At 72.1% G+C, this 14,543-nt stretch carries 12 protein-coding genes and 1 pseudogene; 8 read left to right on the top strand and 5 right to left on the bottom strand.

Translation table 11 applies throughout. The features are described from left to right. A partial coding sequence (locus C3486_RS34235) for a fumarylacetoacetate hydrolase family protein (protein ID WP_103836762.1) occupies nucleotides 1–628 on the bottom strand: 628 nt, incomplete at its 3' end. A gap of 7 nt (nucleotides 629–635) precedes the next feature. Continuing rightward, entirely contained in the window at nucleotides 636–1,961 is a 1,326-nt protein-coding gene (locus C3486_RS34230) for an MFS transporter (RefSeq protein ID WP_103836761.1), read from the bottom strand. A gap of 181 nt (nucleotides 1,962–2,142) precedes the next feature. Between C3486_RS34230 and C3486_RS34225 the strand changes: the two genes are divergently transcribed. From C3486_RS34225 to C3486_RS34215, 3 genes are all read left to right on the top strand, one after another. After that, entirely contained in the window at nucleotides 2,143–2,928 is a 786-nt protein-coding gene (locus tag C3486_RS34225; protein ID WP_103836760.1) for an IclR family transcriptional regulator, read from the top strand. 130 nt (nucleotides 2,929–3,058) lie between these two features. After that, a complete protein-coding gene (locus tag C3486_RS34220; protein WP_103836763.1) occupies nucleotides 3,059–3,982 on the top strand; it encodes a glycosyl hydrolase family 18 protein in 924 nt (307 codons plus the stop codon). A 207-nt stretch (nucleotides 3,983–4,189) separates the two neighbouring features. Then, on the top strand, nucleotides 4,190–5,224 hold the full coding sequence (locus C3486_RS34215; RefSeq protein ID WP_103836759.1) for a zinc-dependent alcohol dehydrogenase family protein: 1,035 nt from the start codon (nucleotides 4,190–4,192) through the stop codon (nucleotides 5,222–5,224). 156 nt (nucleotides 5,225–5,380) lie between these two features. On the opposite strand, the pseudogene C3486_RS38415 reads toward C3486_RS34215, so the two are convergent. Both C3486_RS38415 and C3486_RS34205 read right to left on the bottom strand, forming a co-directional pair. Continuing rightward, a pseudogene (locus tag C3486_RS38415) lies at nucleotides 5,381–6,439 on the bottom strand (acyltransferase family protein); the annotation flags it as partial. A 152-nt stretch (nucleotides 6,440–6,591) separates the two neighbouring features. Next, nucleotides 6,592–7,761, bottom strand: a complete 1,170-nt coding sequence (locus C3486_RS34205) for an ArsR family transcriptional regulator (RefSeq protein WP_146075115.1) — start codon at nucleotides 7,759–7,761, stop codon at nucleotides 6,592–6,594. 145 nt (nucleotides 7,762–7,906) lie between these two features. Here C3486_RS34205 and C3486_RS34200 point away from each other — a divergent pair, with 145 nt between their 5' ends. Then, on the top strand, nucleotides 7,907–8,284 hold the full coding sequence (locus C3486_RS34200) for a peptidase inhibitor family I36 protein (protein ID WP_103836756.1): 378 nt from the start codon (nucleotides 7,907–7,909) through the stop codon (nucleotides 8,282–8,284). A gap of 134 nt (nucleotides 8,285–8,418) precedes the next feature. Here the strand turns inward: C3486_RS34200 and C3486_RS34195 are convergent, their stop codons facing one another. Continuing rightward, entirely contained in the window at nucleotides 8,419–9,708 is a 1,290-nt protein-coding gene (locus C3486_RS34195) for an ROK family transcriptional regulator (RefSeq protein ID WP_103836755.1), read from the bottom strand. 141 nt (nucleotides 9,709–9,849) lie between these two features. Here C3486_RS34195 and C3486_RS34190 point away from each other — a divergent pair, with 141 nt between their 5' ends. From C3486_RS34190 to C3486_RS34175, 4 genes are read left to right on the top strand one after another with little or no spacing between them, the layout of a single operon-like run. After that, nucleotides 9,850–11,166, top strand: coding sequence for a sugar ABC transporter substrate-binding protein (locus tag C3486_RS34190; RefSeq protein WP_103836754.1), 1,317 nt, complete (start codon nucleotides 9,850–9,852; stop codon nucleotides 11,164–11,166). 10 nt (nucleotides 11,167–11,176) lie between these two features. Then, nucleotides 11,177–12,196: a carbohydrate ABC transporter permease gene (locus C3486_RS34185; protein WP_103836753.1), complete on the top strand. Its 1,020-nt coding sequence runs from the start codon at nucleotides 11,177–11,179 to the stop codon at nucleotides 12,194–12,196. Continuing rightward, nucleotides 12,189–13,052, top strand: coding sequence for a carbohydrate ABC transporter permease (locus C3486_RS34180; protein ID WP_103836752.1), 864 nt, complete (start codon nucleotides 12,189–12,191; stop codon nucleotides 13,050–13,052). Before C3486_RS34185 ends, C3486_RS34180 begins: the two co-directional genes overlap by 8 nt. A gap of 20 nt (nucleotides 13,053–13,072) precedes the next feature. Then, nucleotides 13,073–14,434, top strand: a complete 1,362-nt coding sequence (locus C3486_RS34175) for a GH1 family beta-glucosidase (protein ID WP_103836751.1) — start codon at nucleotides 13,073–13,075, stop codon at nucleotides 14,432–14,434. Nucleotides 14,435–14,543 lie beyond the last annotated feature (109 nt).

The raw sequence follows: 14,543 nt of genomic DNA, 5'->3' as shown, positions 1-14,543 counted from the left end.
CGGCGATGCCGCGCGCGAGTCCGCTCGTGGCGGCGGGGCGCAGCGGTACGCCGTCGAGGGTGAGGGCGATCTCGGTGTCGTCGGGTGCGGGCAGGTCGGTCTCGATCCAGGGGCCGAGCGGGGTGAAGCCCGGCCTGCCCTTGGCCGAGGTCCACAGCGGGTCGCTGCGCTGCAGGTCGCGGGCGGTGATGTCGTTGGCGACGGTCCAGCCGAAGACGGTGCGCAGGACGGTGTCGGGGGTGTGTCCGGCGGGCGATCCGGCGAGGACGACGGCGAGTTCGGCCTCGGCGTCGACACGGCCGATGCCGTCGGGGAGGTGCACCGGCTCGTCGGGGCCGATGACGGTGCGGGCGGGCTTGAGGAACGCCTGCGGGGGCAGGGCGCGGTCGGCGGGTCCGGTGTTGTGGGCCATGCCGACGACGGTGCGGGGCAGCACGGGGGCGAGCAGCCGTACCTCGGCGAGCGGGAGGCGCCGGCCGAGCCGTACGGGTGCCCGGCCGGCGGCACCGTCCGCCGCTCCCCCGGCCGCCGGGGGCTCGGCGAAGGGGTCGGCGATCAGGTCGGCGGTGCCGCCGTCGAGTACGGCGTGTGCGGTGCCGCCGGCGTGGGCGATTCGGGCGATGCGCATGCTGCGGTCAGGCGTCCTTCGTGGTGGGGGCGGGCGCGGCCGGAACGGCGTCGGCCGCGGCCCGGGGTGCCCGTACCGCGAACATCAGCAGCGCGGCGAGGACCAAGCAGCCGGCCATGGTGAGGAACGAGGCGGCGGTGGAGCCGGTGACGTCGTTGAGGGTGCCGATGAGATAACTGCCGGCGAATCCGCCGAGCGCGCCGAAGGCGTTGATGAGGCCGACGGCGGCGGCGCTGAGCTTCTGCGGCAGCAGTTCGGGGATGGTGGCGAAGTACGGGCCGTACGGCGCGTACATGCCGGCGGCGGCGACGCAGAGCAGCGGGTAGGAGAGCCAGAAGGCGTCGCCGAGGAGGTAGGAGCCGTAGAACCCGGCGGCGCCGAGCAGCAGCCAGGGCCAGACGTACCGGCCGCGGGCCCCGGCCCGGTCCGAGGCGCGGCTGTTCCAGAGCATCGCGGCGCAGGCGAAGAGGTAGGGCAGTGCGGAGATCAGGCCGGTGAGACCGATGCCCTCGTCGCTGCCGGCGCGGACGATGGAGGGCAGCCAGAAGACGAATCCGTAGACGCCGAGGCTCCACAGGAAGTACTGGAGGGAGAGCAGTACGACGTTGCGGGAGCGGAGCGCGGCGAGGTAGCTGCCGCCGCCGGGAGGCAGTCGGCGCTGTTCGGCGGCGAGGGCGCCTTCGAGCGCGGTGCGTTCCTCGGGGGTGAGCCACTGGGCGTCGCGCGGGTGGTCGTCGATGCACTTGTGGAAGACGAACGCCCAGATCAGGGCGGGCACGCCCTGGGCGATGAACATGCCGTGCCAGCCGACCCATTCGACGAGGTAGCCGGAGACGACGGTGAGCCAGAGGACGGTGGCGGGGTTGCCGAGGATGAGCCAGGTGTTGGCGCGGCCGCGTTCACGGGAGGTGAACCAGTGGGTGATGTGGATGACCATCGCGGGCAGTACGGCGGCCTCGGAGACGCCGAGCAGGAACCGCACCACCATCAGCACGTGCACGTTGGGGATGAGGCCCTGGGCGGTGGCGAGGACGCCCCACAGCAGCAGGCACCACACGATGAGCTTCTTGACGCTGCGCCGCTCGGCGTAGATCGCGCCGGGGATCTGGAAGGCGAAGTAGCCGAGGAAGAACAGCGAGCCGAGCAGGGCGGAGACCGAGCCGGTGATGTGCAGGTCGTCGGCCATGCCGCCGGCCGCTGCCACGGAGAAGTTCGAGCGTTCCAGGTAGGCGAAGCTGTAGGTCACGAAGACCACGGGCATCAGCCGGGTCCAGCGTCGGCGGCTGAGGACGGCGGCGGACGCGGGGGCTGCGGCCGGGGGCGGGGTCGACATCCAGGAGGCCTTTCTCCCGAGACGGCAGGGGCATTGGGGTCACGAGGTTTTGCCACGATGCGGCAAGAGATGCCGCAAGCTGAAAAGAGAATGACGGGCGCATTTCCGCCTGTCAACGGATTGTTTCCGCGAGGAAGAAAACCTTGCCGCCATGCGGGAAACGGTGTGCGAAACTGGCGGCATGTCCGCCAGTGACCACTCCCCCGCGCCGCCGTCCGACATGGTCGGCAAGGCCCTGCACGTCCTCACCCTCCTCGGCGAGCAGCCGGGCGGCTGCACCCTCTCCGAGCTGTCCCGCGCCTCCGGCTTCCCGACCAGCACGTGCTACCGGCTGCTGAAGTCCCTCACCCGGGACGGCTTCGTGGCGTTCGACGCCCGCTCGAAGCACTACACACTGGGCCTGCGGGTGTACCAGCTCGGCCAGCGGGTCTCGCACGCACACGGCTTCGCCGGCGTCGCGCTCCCCGTGATGCGCCGGCTCGCCGACACCTGCCGGGAGGCCGTCCTGATGTCGGTACTGGACGGCGACAAGCAGCTCTACATCCACCACGTCGAGGGACCGCAGCAGGTCAGCGTGCGCGGCGAGCCCGGCAAGCACGGCCCGGTGCACTGCACGTCGATGGGGAAGGTACTGATCGCGTACGCGCCGCCGGAGGTACGCGAAGCGCTCGTGGAGAACGTCGAACTCACCGCGCTCGGACCCAACGCGATCACCGACCGCGCGGCGTTCCGGGCCGAGATCGAGGCGGTGCGCGCCCAGGGGCACGCCGTCGCCGACGAGGAGCACGAGCCCGGCATCCGCGCGCTCGGCGTCCCCATCACCGGCCCGGACGGCATCGCCCACGCCGCGCTCTCGGTCGCGGCCCCCGCCTTCCGTATGCCCCTCGACGAACTCCTCGCCCTGCGCCCGGCACTGACGAGCGCGGCCCAGGAACTCGCCGTGCTGCTCCCGACCCGGGCGCTCTGAGGCATCTCCGCCCGGCGGCGACTAAAGCGCATTAGTAGCTGCCGGGGTCTGGCCTTCCGTATTCCTCCCTCGCCAGAATTGCCCGCGGCCCGGCCCGCATTCGCCCGGAAAAAGGGAGAGACCGATGCACATGACCAGACGTGGCGTGCTCCTCGCGTCCCTGGCGCTGTCCATGACCGCGGCGGCACCGGCGTGGGCGGCACCGTCCGCCGCACCGGGCCGGCGGCTCGCCCTCTACTACCAGACGCAGTACACCAACGGGACGTACGTCTCCCCGCTCGGCCTCACCGAGCACGGCACGGGCGCAACGCACGTACTGGTGGCGGCAGTTCACCTCAACGACGTGAACGGTCCGTACGCGCCGGTGCACCTCAACGACGACCCGCCGGAGGCGGCGAAGTTCGACGCCATGTGGCGGGACCTGAAGACCATGCAAGGGCAGGGCGTGCGTGTCCTCGCCATGCTGGGCGGCGCGGCACCGGGCAGCTTCCGGCGGCTGGACACCGAATTCGGCACGTACTATCCGCTGTTGCGGGATTTCCTGCGCCGGTACGCGCTGGACGGCGTGGACCTCGATGTCGAGGAGGACATGTCGCTCGCCGGGATCGTGCGGGTCATCGACGCGCTCCGGGCCGATTTCGGGCCGGACTTCCTCATCACGCTCGCCCCGGTCGCGAGCGCGCTGGCGGGCGGCGGGAACCTCTCCGGCTTCGACTACGAGCAGCTGTACCGGCACCGCGGCGGCGACATCGCGTGGTTCAACGCCCAGTTCTACAACGGCTGGGGCAGCCTGGCCTCGACCCGCGACTACGACGCGGTCGTCAGGCGCGGCCTGATCCCGGCAGCAAAGGTGGTCGCCGGCGCGCTGACCTCCCCGGACAACGGCAACGGCCATGTCGGCCTGGCCACCCTCAAGAAGACGGTGGGCGCGCTGCGCACGAAGTACAGCGGTTTCGGCGGAGTGGCGGGCTGGGAGTACTTCAACTCCCAGCCGGGCGGCACGGACGCGCCGTGGCAATGGGCCGCCGAGGTCTCCACCGCGCTGTTCCGCTGAACTCCGGCGGCCCGTGAAGCATGGAGCTCGCCGGCCTCGGCGGCGAAGTGATCAAGGTCGAGAGTCCCGGCACCGGTGATCCGACCCGGGCCAGCGGGCCGTTCGACCTCGGTGTGAGAAGCCGGGCGGATGGCAACGGCGCAGGTGGGGAAGGTCGCTGCTGTGGCCGCCGGACGGGCGGGCGCTCTCCGACCAGAGGCGAGGATCATGCGAGCAGTGGTGTTCGAGCAGTACGGCGAACCGGCCGGGATACGGGACGTGCCCGATCCGGCGCCGGCGCCGCACGGCGTGGTGGTACGGGTCGAGGCCACCGGGCTGTGCCGCAGCGACTGGCACGGCTGGATGGGCCACGATCCGGACATCACACTGCCGCACGTGCCGGGCCACGAACTCGCCGGAGTGGTGGCGGAAGTCGGGGCGCAGGTCGAGGGCTGGCGCCCCGGTGACCGGGTGACCGTGCCCTTCGTCTGCGCCTGCGGGAGCTGTCCTTCCTGCGCCGCGGGCGACCAGCAGGTGTGCGAGCGGCAGACCCAGCCCGGGTTCACGCACTGGGGATCGTTCGCCGAGTACGTGGCGCTGGAGCACGCCGACGTGAACCTGGTCGCGGTGCCGGAGGAGCTGTCCTTCGTCACCGCCGCCTCGCTCGGCTGCCGCTTCGCGACCGCGTTCCGGGCCGTCACCGCGCAGGGGCGGGTGTCGCCGGGCGAGTGGGTCGCGGTGCACGGGTGCGGTGGCGTGGGCCTGTCCGCCGTGATGATCGCGGCGGCGGCCGGGGCCCGGGTCGTCGCGGTCGACCGCTCACCGGCGGCGCTGGACCTGGCCAGGAAGTTCGGCGCCGTGGCGTGCGTGGACGCCGCGCGGACCACGGACACGGCCGAGGCGGTGCGCGAGCTGACGGGCGGCGGCGTCCATCTCTCACTCGACGCGCTCGGCGCTGCCACGACCTGTGCTGCTTCGGTCGGCGGCCTGCGGCGGCGCGGCCGCCATGTGCAGGTCGGCCTGCTGCCCCGGCCCGTGCCGGTGCCGATGGACCGGGTGATCGCGCTGGAGCTGGAGGTCCTGGGCAGCCACGGCATGGCGGCCCACGCCTATCCGCCGATGCTGGAGTCGGTACGGGCCGGCGTCCTGCGCCCCGACCTGCTGACGACGGCGACGATCCCGCTGGCCGCTGCGCCCGCGGCCCTGGCGGCGATGGACGAGGCGCCCGGCGCCGGGGTGACGGTCGTCCTCCCCGGCGCCTGACACTCCTCCACAGGGCTTTTCGAGCCCCACCGGCGGGCCGTCGGTGGCGGGCGTGCGCTGCGCGGGGACCCTGATGCCAGTGGCCGCGGTACGCGGCGGGGCCGGCCGGGCCATCGCCGGGCGCTCGACGAAGCGGTACAGCGGCCAGGTGGCGAGCGCGCTGAGCACCAGCATCAGGGCCGCGTAGCCGAGGGCCGCCGGAACACCGAAGGACGTGCCGGGGCCGGTCACGTACTGCCGTACGTACATGATCACCACGAAGTGGCTGATGTAGCAGGCGTACGTGCGCCGGCCCAGCGCGACGAGCCACGGCCGCTCCAGCCAGCACGGCCCGGCCCGCAGACTGCGCACGGCCAGCGCGGCGGTCAGCAGGCCGGCGGGCCCGGCGGACAGCGGCCCGAAGACGAAGACCGGCGGGAGCGCGAGGCCGGCCGCGACGGTGAGGAACAGCGCCGGCACCGCGTACCGCAGCCGGGGCGGCCGCCAGCCCTCGGCGACCAGCCGGGCCGCCAGCATGCCCAGCACGAACTCGGGGAGGCGCGAGACGGGGAAGACGTGGGCGGCCCAGAACTGGAGTGTGGACACCGGCACTTGCGGGTCGGACGGCGGCCCGGTGAGCAGCAGCGAGACGCTGGGGACGCCGACCGTGACGGCGGTGGTCGCCAGTGCCCACACCGGCAGCCGCGCGGGCCGGATGCGGCGCACCGCCCGGAGCAGCAGCGGGAAGAGCAGGTAGAACAGCGCCTCGCAGGCGAGGGACCAGGTCACCGGATGGGCCGCCAGGATGAGGGCGCCGTCGGGCAGCCACACATGGACCAGGAAGAGGTTCGCCACGACCGCGGCCGGGTGCCACGGCCCGTGCCCGCCGCCCAGCTCTGCCCGCACTCCGTGGAGGGCCACCAGGACGGCGGCCGCCGTGCAGGTGAGGACGTGGTTCGGCAGCACCCTGGCGGCGCGGCGCCGCCAGAAGCCGCGTGCGGTGTCGCCCGGTGCGGCGGTCCAGGTGAGAACGAAGCCGCTGAGCACGAAGAACAGCGTCACGGCGTTGGCCGCCGGCGGAACCAGCGCGTCGAGGCCGCGCTGCAGCGGGGCCTCGCCGAATATCCGGGAAACGGCCAGCACGTGCGCCAGGACGACGGTGCCGCAGGCGAAGAACCGGACGCCGGTCAGGGACGGCAGGGTGGACAGGTGGTGGCGTCCCGGGGAGTGAGCCACGATGGGGCCTTCCGTAGCGGAGGACGCGAACCTACGGCAGACCTTCACGGCCCGTGACCGCACCTCACCGATTCCTCCGTACGAGTGATTCCCCTCGTACGCCCGGCCGTTGTGGGAACGCGCGCCCGAACACCGGGCTCGCTGAACGCCGTTCACCCGCGGGCGAGCAGCCGGTCCGCCTCCTCCGTGCGCCGGTAGCGGACGCGGTTGCCGTCGCGTACGCGGATCAGCAGGCCGGCCCGGTGCAGCCGGGTCAGGTGGTAGGACACCGTGGACGGGCTCAAGTGGTGCAGTGCGGCGAGCCCGGTGGTGGTGCACGGCCGGTCCAGGCTGCGCAGCAGCATCAGCCGGGTGTGGCCCAGTACGTCGCCCAGCCGCGCGTCCGGGCGCGGCTCCGGCACGTCCGGGCTCCGGTCCCGCGCCTCGTCGGCCCGCAGCGCGGGGTAGATGAGACAGACGCAGTACCGGTCACCGGGGTCGAGCGCCACGAAGCAGCGGCTGGCCAGGGTGGAGGGCACGAGCGTGATCTGCTGGTCGTGCACCGCGTCCAGCTCGGTGTCGTTGGCGATGCACAGGGTGCCGTCCTGATAGCTCACCGACGGGTGCAGGGTGGCCAGGGCGTGCGCGAGGCCGTGCCGCGCGACGTCACCGGCCCGGTGCAGGATGTCCGCCTCGGCCTGCTCCCGGATCGCGGACCAGTGCGGTGCCAGGCACACCCGGAAGAAGGCGTCGAAGTCGGCGAGGAGGGCCCGGACGAGGCCCTCGTCCCCCGACACCGCCGCGTCCCGGATGGCCTGCAGGACACGGGCACGCGGCGACCGGGCCTCCGGCTGCGGCATCCGCGCGTACCAGGCTTCGACCCCGTCGGGCAGGCCGGGCGCCGGGGCGGAAGCGGACGCCGTACGGGGCTCCGGCGCCGAGCCGGGCTCGGGCGCCGGGGCAGACTGGGGCGTCGCACCACCGCGGCCAGTGCCAGTGCCTGCGGCGCCGAGCGGACCGCCCACCGCCGCGGCGTACGAGCCGTCCGTACTGTCCGAGCCACCGGCACCCTCCGGGCCGCCCGCGCCGTCCGCGGCGCGCGAGCCGCCGGGGCCGTGCGCTACGTCCGGCAGCGTGTCGTTGCCGTCCTTCAACAACCCGGCCAGGAGCGGGAGTTCACCCCACACGCGGGAGTCGCGGGCGGCGCGCGCCCAGGGCGGCTCGCCCGGGACGGGACGCGGGACGAACCATTTGTGCTGCAGCGCCACCACCGTCTCCATCATGGGCGACACCGCGAAGCGCGTGGTCTCCAGAGCATGTCTGCTCAGCCGCAACCGGAACATCGGCACACCCCCGTGAACCCGTGCGCTTCCCCTGGCGCACCGGACATTCCAATCTCCTCGAATGACCTTACGCCCCTGCTCCGACACCCGTTGAATCGGAGGCACAGCGAGGGATCTTCCTCGCCCGACGGGAGGAACCACACCGATGAAGCGCAAGCTCGCACTGGCCACCGGCGCCCTGTCGCTGAGCGTCACGGCCCTGGTCGGCTTCGGCCCCACCGCCCAGGCCGACAACGGCGCGTGCCCGGCGAACAGCTTCTGCCTGTTCCAGCACGACAACTACGAGGGCGGCCGGGCCGTGTTCACGAAGACCACCCGGCACCTGGGCGACCACAAGTTCAGCAACGGCGTGAAGGTCGGTGACAACGCCAGCTCGATGATCAACAACATGGGCAAGGCCGTCGCGCTGTACGAGCACGGGGACTGCACGGGCAAGCACTACAACGCCGCCAAGGAGAGCAGCGACCGCGACTTCAGCAACAACGGCTTCGACAACATCGCCAGCTGCCTCGTCGTGAGCTGACCCTCCGCACCCGGCAGCGGCCGGGAACGGCGCCGGGGCCCCAGGGGGAACGAGGTCCCGGCGCCGTCGCGTTCCGTGACCTCGCCCGCGGCGCCGCCGTGTCCGTCACCTCGCCTGCCGCGCCGTCGTGTCCGTCACCGCGGTCCCCGCGGCCGCGCGGCCGCCGGCGGCCCGGGTGCCGGAGTCGCCGTCCGCCCGCCGGTCCTGCCCGGCACTTCCGTGCCGCCCGTGTCCAGGAACCGGCTCAGCGGCAGGGTCGCCGCGCCCACCGTCACCGCGTCCGGGCCGAGGCGGCCGAGCGCGATGGTGGCGCGGGCCGCCGGATAGCGCAGGGCGTAGGCCGCGGTGGCCTCGCGGACGGCGGGCAGCAGCCGGGTGCCGAGGAGCAGGCCCGCCCAGCCGGCCAGGACGATGCGTTCGGGGTTGAAGAGGTTGACCAGGTCGGCGATGCCGGCACCCAGGTACTCGGCGGTCTCGTCCAGTACTGCGGCGGCGGCCGGGTCGTCGGCGGCGAGCAGCGCGGCCAGCGCGGTCTCCTCGTCGGTGCCGGGCGCGGCCGGTCCGCCCGCCTCGCGCCACCGTTCCAGGACCGCCTCGGCGCCGACGTACGCCTCCAGGCAGCCGCGGGCGCCGCACCGGCAGCGGCGGCCGCGCAGCTGCAGGGTGGTGTGGCCCCACTCCCCCGCGCCGTGCGCCGCGCCGCCGTACGCACTGCCGTCGGTGATCACACTGGCGCCGACACCGGAGCCGATGAGGGCGATGACGGCGTCGCGCGCGCCGCGCCCGGCGCCGAACCACATCTCCGCCTGGCCGAGCGTCCTGGCGCCGTTGGACACGAACAGGGGTATTTCTTCCCCCAGTTGGGCGGTCTCGCGGAGCAGGGATTCCAGCGGGACGGCGTCCCAGCCGATGGTCTGGCCGTGGACGACGGCGCCGCCGCGTGCCGGGTCGTCGGCGACGATGCCGGGTACGCCGACGCCGATGCCGAGGAGCGGGCCGTGCGGCGCCTCCGTGCCGAGCACCTCGGTCAGGCCGTCGGCTATGAGACGGACGACGTGGCTGACATGGTGACCGTCGTCCTTCAAGGGGTGTTCGCTGCGGGCCAGTTCGGTCATCGACAGGTCGAAGAGTTCAACACGTATTCGGGTCTCGCCGACGTCCACCCCGACCAGTGACCCGGCGCCCGGCGCGACCCGCAGCAGGATGCGCGGGCGGCCCCCGTCGGAGTCGACCGAACCGGCCTCCTCCAGCAGCCCGTCCGCGAGCAGTTCCCCGGTGACGTTGCTGACCGAAGCGGAGCTCAGACCGGTGTGCGCGGCGAGTTCCTGGCGGCTCAGCGGCCCCTCGAAGTACAGCCGGCGCAGCAGTCCTGCGCGGTTGCCGCGGCGCAGATCACGGACCGTCCTGCGGTGGCGTTCGGGCATGTGGCTCCTTCCTCCTCCGGCAACTTACCGGTGCCGGGTGTCTTGACGACCCCTTCTTCCACTACTTAACTCACGCCTTAAGTTAATACGGAGCCGCGTTCAGAGCTTTGATGCTCGCCTCCCGGAGGGGCCACCACGACCATGCGTAGAACCCGTATGGCGGCAGTCGCCGCGCTCACCACCGCACTGACCGCCGCCCTGGCCACGGGCTGCGGCGGCGGTACCGCCCTCGGCGGCGGTGCCAACAACGACAGCCCGAAGGAGCTGACCTACTGGGCGACCAACCAGGGGTCCAGCCTGGAGGCCGACAAGAAGGTGCTCGGCCCGGAGCTGAAGAAGTTCGAACGGCAGACCGGGATCAAGGTGAATCTGGAGGTCATCCCCTGGTCCACGGTGCTCGACCGGATCCTCGCCGCGGCCTCCTCCGGGCAGGGCCCGGACGTGCTCAACCTCGGCAACACCTGGTCCTCGTCACTCCAGAAGAGCAACGCGCTGCTGCCGTTCGACGCGAAGAACCTCCGGAAGGTCGGCGGCAAGGAGCGGTTCGCGCCCGCCCCGATGGCCGCGACCGGCGCGTCCGGCAAGGACCCGGCGGCGGTGCCGCTGTACTCGCTGACGTACGCGCTGTACTACAACAAGAAGATGTTCAAGGAGGCGGGCATCTCCCGGCCGCCCGCCACCTGGGACGAGCTGGTCGCGGACGGCAAGAAGCTCACCAAGGGCGGGAAGTACGGCCTGGCCGTCGAGGGCGGCAACCCGGCGGAGAACGCACACCACGCGTTCGTCTTCGGCAAGCAGCACGGCGCCGACTTCTTCGACGCGGCCGGCAGGCCCACCTTCGACAAGCCCGCGAACGTCGCCGCCGTCAAGCAGTACGTCGACTTCCTCGCCAATGACAAGATCGCCGCGCCCGGCAACGCCGAGTACGCGCAGAACCAGTCCGTACGGGACTTCGCCACCGGCAAGGCCGGGATGCTGCTGTGGCAGGCGGCCCGCACCTCGCTGGCGGCGCACGGGATGAAGCCCGGTGAGTACGGCGTGGCGCCGGTGCCCTTCCAGTCCGGCAAGGCGGACGGCCGGCGGAACGTGAACTCCATGGTGGCCGGCATCAACATCGGTGTCTTCCAGGACACCGACAACGTCGACGGCGCGCTGAAGTTCGTGAAGTTCATGACCTCCACCGAGGAGCAGCGCATCCTCACCACCAAGTACGGCGCCCTCTCCCCCGTGCTCGACGCGCAGAAGAGCAAGCCGCGGGACGCCGACGAGGCCGTGCAGCGCGAGGTGCTCGCCAAGAGCGCGGCGCCGCTGCCGCAGGTGCCCGACGAGTCGCAGTTCGAGACGCTGGTCGGCGGCGCGATGAAGGAGCTGCTGGCCGACGCGGCGGCGGGCAAGAAGGTCACCACCGCCGAGGTGCGGGCGAAGCTGACCGAGGCCCAGCAGCAGATGCAGAAGTGAGACCGCCGTCATGACCACCCCCACAGCACAGCACGAGGCGGCCGGCACGACGGCGCGGGGCACGTCGCTGCCCGGCGCGCCGCCCCCGGACCGGCCGCCGCGCCGCGCCCTCCTCCCCGACCGCATCAGGCGCGGCGGCCTCCCCTACCTCCTGCTGTTCCCCGCCCTCGCGCTCGAACTGCTCATCCACCTCGTGCCGATGGTCATCGGCATCGCGATGAGCTTCAAGCAGCTCACCCACGAGTACATCCGCGACTGGGGCGCGGCGCCCTGGGCCGGCCTGGACAACTTCCGCATGGCCGTCGACCTCGACGCGCCGGCCGGCCGGGCGCTGCTCCACTCCTTCGCGGTCACCTGCGGTTTCACGATCCTGGCGGTCGGCCTGTCCTGGCTGCTCGGCGTGACCGCTTCTATCCTGATGCAGGACCGGTTCCGCGGCCGCGGCCTGCTGCGGGCGCTGTTCCTCACCCCGTATGCGCTGCCCGTCTACGCCGCGGTCATCACCTGGTCCTTCCTCCTCCAGCGGGACAACGGGCTGGTGAACCACGTCCTGCACAACCAGCTCGGGCTGGCGGACCCGGCGCCGTTCTGGCTGGTCGGCGACAACAGCTTCGCCGCGCTGGTGGTGACATCGGTCTGGCGCACCTGGCCGTTCGCTTTCCTGATGCTGACGGCGGCGCTGCAGAACATCCCGCGGGAGTCGTACGAGGCGGCGCAGCTGGACGGCGCGGGGATGTGGCAGCAGATCCGGCACATCACCCTGCCGGCGCTGCGGCCCGTGAACCAGGTGCTGGTGCTGGTCCTCTTCCTGTGGACCTTCAACGACTTCAACGTGCCGTACGTGCTCTTCGGCAAGGCCGCGCCCGAGGCGGCCGACCTGATCTCGATCCACATCTACCAGGCGTCCTTCGAGACCTGGAACTTCGGCTCGGGCTCGGCGATGTCCGTCCTGCTGCTGCTCTTCCTGCTCGTCGTGACGGCCGTCTATCTGCTGGTCACCGGCCGTGGAAGGAGGGGCGAGCATGGCTGACGCCGTCCGGTCGCCCACCGCGCCGCCCCGGTCCTTCGTCTGGACCCGGCGGGTGCTGCTCACCCTGCTGACGCTCTTCACGGCCACTCCGCTGTACGTGATGCTCAGCAGTTCGCTCAAGCCGCTGCAGGACGTGACCGGTGCCTTCCGGTGGTTCCCCAGCAAGGTCACCATCCAGCCGTACCTGGACATCTGGGAGACCGTGCCGCTGGGCCGGTACTTCGTGAACTCGCTGATCGTGGCGGGCGCGGCGACCGCCTGCTCGGTGGTGATCGCGGTGTTCGCCGCGTACGCGGTCAGCCGGTACCGCTTCCGCGGCAAGCGGCTGTTCACCGTGACGGTGCTGTCGACGCAGATGTTCCCCGGCATCCTCTTCCTGCTGCCGCTGTTCCTGATCTTCGTGAACATCGGGAACGCCACCGGCGTCGCGCTCTACGGTTCGCGCGGTGGCCTGATCCTCACCTACATGACCTTCACCCTGCCGCTGTCCATCTGGATGCTGGTGGGCTACTTCGACTCCATCCCGCGCGACCTGGACGAGGCGGCGCAGGTCGACGGCTGCGGGCCGCTCGGCGCCCTCGTACGGGTGGTCGTGCCGGCCGCCGTGCCGGGCATCGTGGCGGTGGCGATCTACTCCTTCATGACCGCCTGGGGCGAGGTGCTGTTCGCCTCGGTCATGACCAACGACGTCACCCGCACGCTCGCGATCGGCCTGCAGGGCTACGCCACCCAGACCGAGGTGTACTGGAACCAGATCATGGCCGCCTCGCTCGTCGTCAGCGTCCCCGTCGTCGCGGGCTTCCTGCTGCTCCAGCGCTACCTCGTCGCCGGACTCACGGCCGGCGCCGTCAAGTGACCACCGCGGAAAGGAAATCCGTGTCCGACGCGTACCTCGACTCCCTCCCCGCCGGCTTCGTGTGGGGAACGGCCACCGCCGCGTACCAGATCGAAGGCGCGGTGGCCGAGGACGGCCGCGCGCCGTCCATCTGGGACACCTTCAGCCACACCCCCGGCAACGTCCACAAGGGCGACACCGGCGACGTGGCCTGCGACCACTACCACCGCTGGCCCGCGGACATCGCGCTGATGAAGCGGCTCGGGGTGGACGCCTACCGCTTCTCGGTGGCCTGGCCACGGGTGGTGCCCGGCGGGGACGGGCCGGTCAACAAGGCGGGCCTGGACTTCTACGACCGGCTCACCGACGCGCTCCTCGAAGCCGGCCTCACGCCCTACCCCACCCTCTACCACTGGGACCTGCCGCAGGCGCTGCAGGACCGCGGCGGCTGGCCGGCCCGGGAGACCGCCGAGCACTTCGCCGCGTACGCCGCGGTCGTCGCCGACCGGCTCGGCGACCGCATCCGGCACTGGGCCACCCTCAACGAGCCGCTGTGCTCGGCCTGGATCGGCCATCTGGAGGGCCGGATGGCGCCGGGGCTCACCGACATCGAGGCCGCCGTCCGCGCCTCCTTCCACCTGCACCTCGGGCACGGCCTCGCGGTGCGGGCGATCCGGGCCGCGGTGCCGGGCGCGCGGGTCGGCATCGTCAACAACCTGACGCACTGTGAGCCGGCGAGCGACAGCGCCGCCGACCACGCCGCGGCGCGCCGCTCCGACGGGCACACCAATCGCTGGTGGATGGATCCGCTGCACGGCCGCGGCTATCCGCAGGACATGGTCGAGCTGTACGGCACCGAGCCGCCGGCCCGCGCCGGCGACCTGGAGACCATCGCCGCGCCGCTGGACTGGCTCGGCCTGAACTACTACTTCCGCAACGTCGTCGCGGACGATCCCGGGGGCCCGCTCCCGTACGCCCGGCAGGTGGCGCTGCCGGACTCGCGGCACACCGGCATGGGCTGGGAGGTGCACGCGGCAGGGCTGACGAGGACGCTGCGACGGATGACCGAGGACTACGGCGCCCGCTGCCTGTACGTCACCGAGAACGGCTCCGCCTACCCCGACACGGTGGGCCCGGACGGCCGGGTGCACGACCCGGAGCGGGTCCGCTACCTGGAGGAGCACCTGGCCGCGTGCGCCGAAGCGGTGGACCAGGGAGTGCCGCTGGCCGGGTACTTCGCCTGGTCGCTGCTGGACAACTTCGAGTGGGCCTACGGCTACGACAAGCGCTTCGGCCTCGTCCACGTCGACTACGCGACGCAGCAGCGGACCGTCAAGGACAGCGGCCGCCGGTACGCCGAACTCGTCCGCGCCCACCGCAACCGGGAGCGCCGCGCCGCGTAACTCCCCTGAGCACCGCCTGTACACAACACGGCCCGCATTTCTGACAGAGGAGCCGCACCAAGGCACACAGGCACCTTCAGCATGCCCAAAAACCCGCACGCAGGACGCG

The organism is Streptomyces sp. Ru73 (genome assembly GCF_002920575.1).
Lineage (GTDB): Bacteria > Actinomycetota > Actinomycetes > Streptomycetales > Streptomycetaceae > Streptomyces.
Note: the sequence above shows the minus strand (reverse complement) of the source record. Positions and strands in the feature narration are given on the sequence as shown.

Coding starts and splice junctions, on each gene's coding strand:
- C3486_RS34230 (WP_103836761.1), bottom strand. CDS start 1,961: ATGTCGACCCCGCCCCCGGCCGCAGCCCCCGCGTCCGCCGCCGTCCTC.
- C3486_RS34225 (WP_103836760.1), top strand. CDS start 2,143: ATGTCCGCCAGTGACCACTCCCCCGCGCCGCCGTCCGACATGGTCGGC.
- C3486_RS34220 (WP_103836763.1), top strand. CDS start 3,059: ATGACCAGACGTGGCGTGCTCCTCGCGTCCCTGGCGCTGTCCATGACC.
- C3486_RS34215 (WP_103836759.1), top strand. CDS start 4,190: ATGCGAGCAGTGGTGTTCGAGCAGTACGGCGAACCGGCCGGGATACGG.
- C3486_RS34205 (WP_146075115.1), bottom strand. CDS start 7,761: ATGTTCCGGTTGCGGCTGAGCAGACATGCTCTGGAGACCACGCGCTTC.
- C3486_RS34200 (WP_103836756.1), top strand. CDS start 7,907: ATGAAGCGCAAGCTCGCACTGGCCACCGGCGCCCTGTCGCTGAGCGTC.
- C3486_RS34195 (WP_103836755.1), bottom strand. CDS start 9,708: ATGCCCGAACGCCACCGCAGGACGGTCCGTGATCTGCGCCGCGGCAAC.
- C3486_RS34190 (WP_103836754.1), top strand. CDS start 9,850: ATGCGTAGAACCCGTATGGCGGCAGTCGCCGCGCTCACCACCGCACTG.
- C3486_RS34185 (WP_103836753.1), top strand. CDS start 11,177: ATGACCACCCCCACAGCACAGCACGAGGCGGCCGGCACGACGGCGCGG.
- C3486_RS34180 (WP_103836752.1), top strand. CDS start 12,189: ATGGCTGACGCCGTCCGGTCGCCCACCGCGCCGCCCCGGTCCTTCGTC.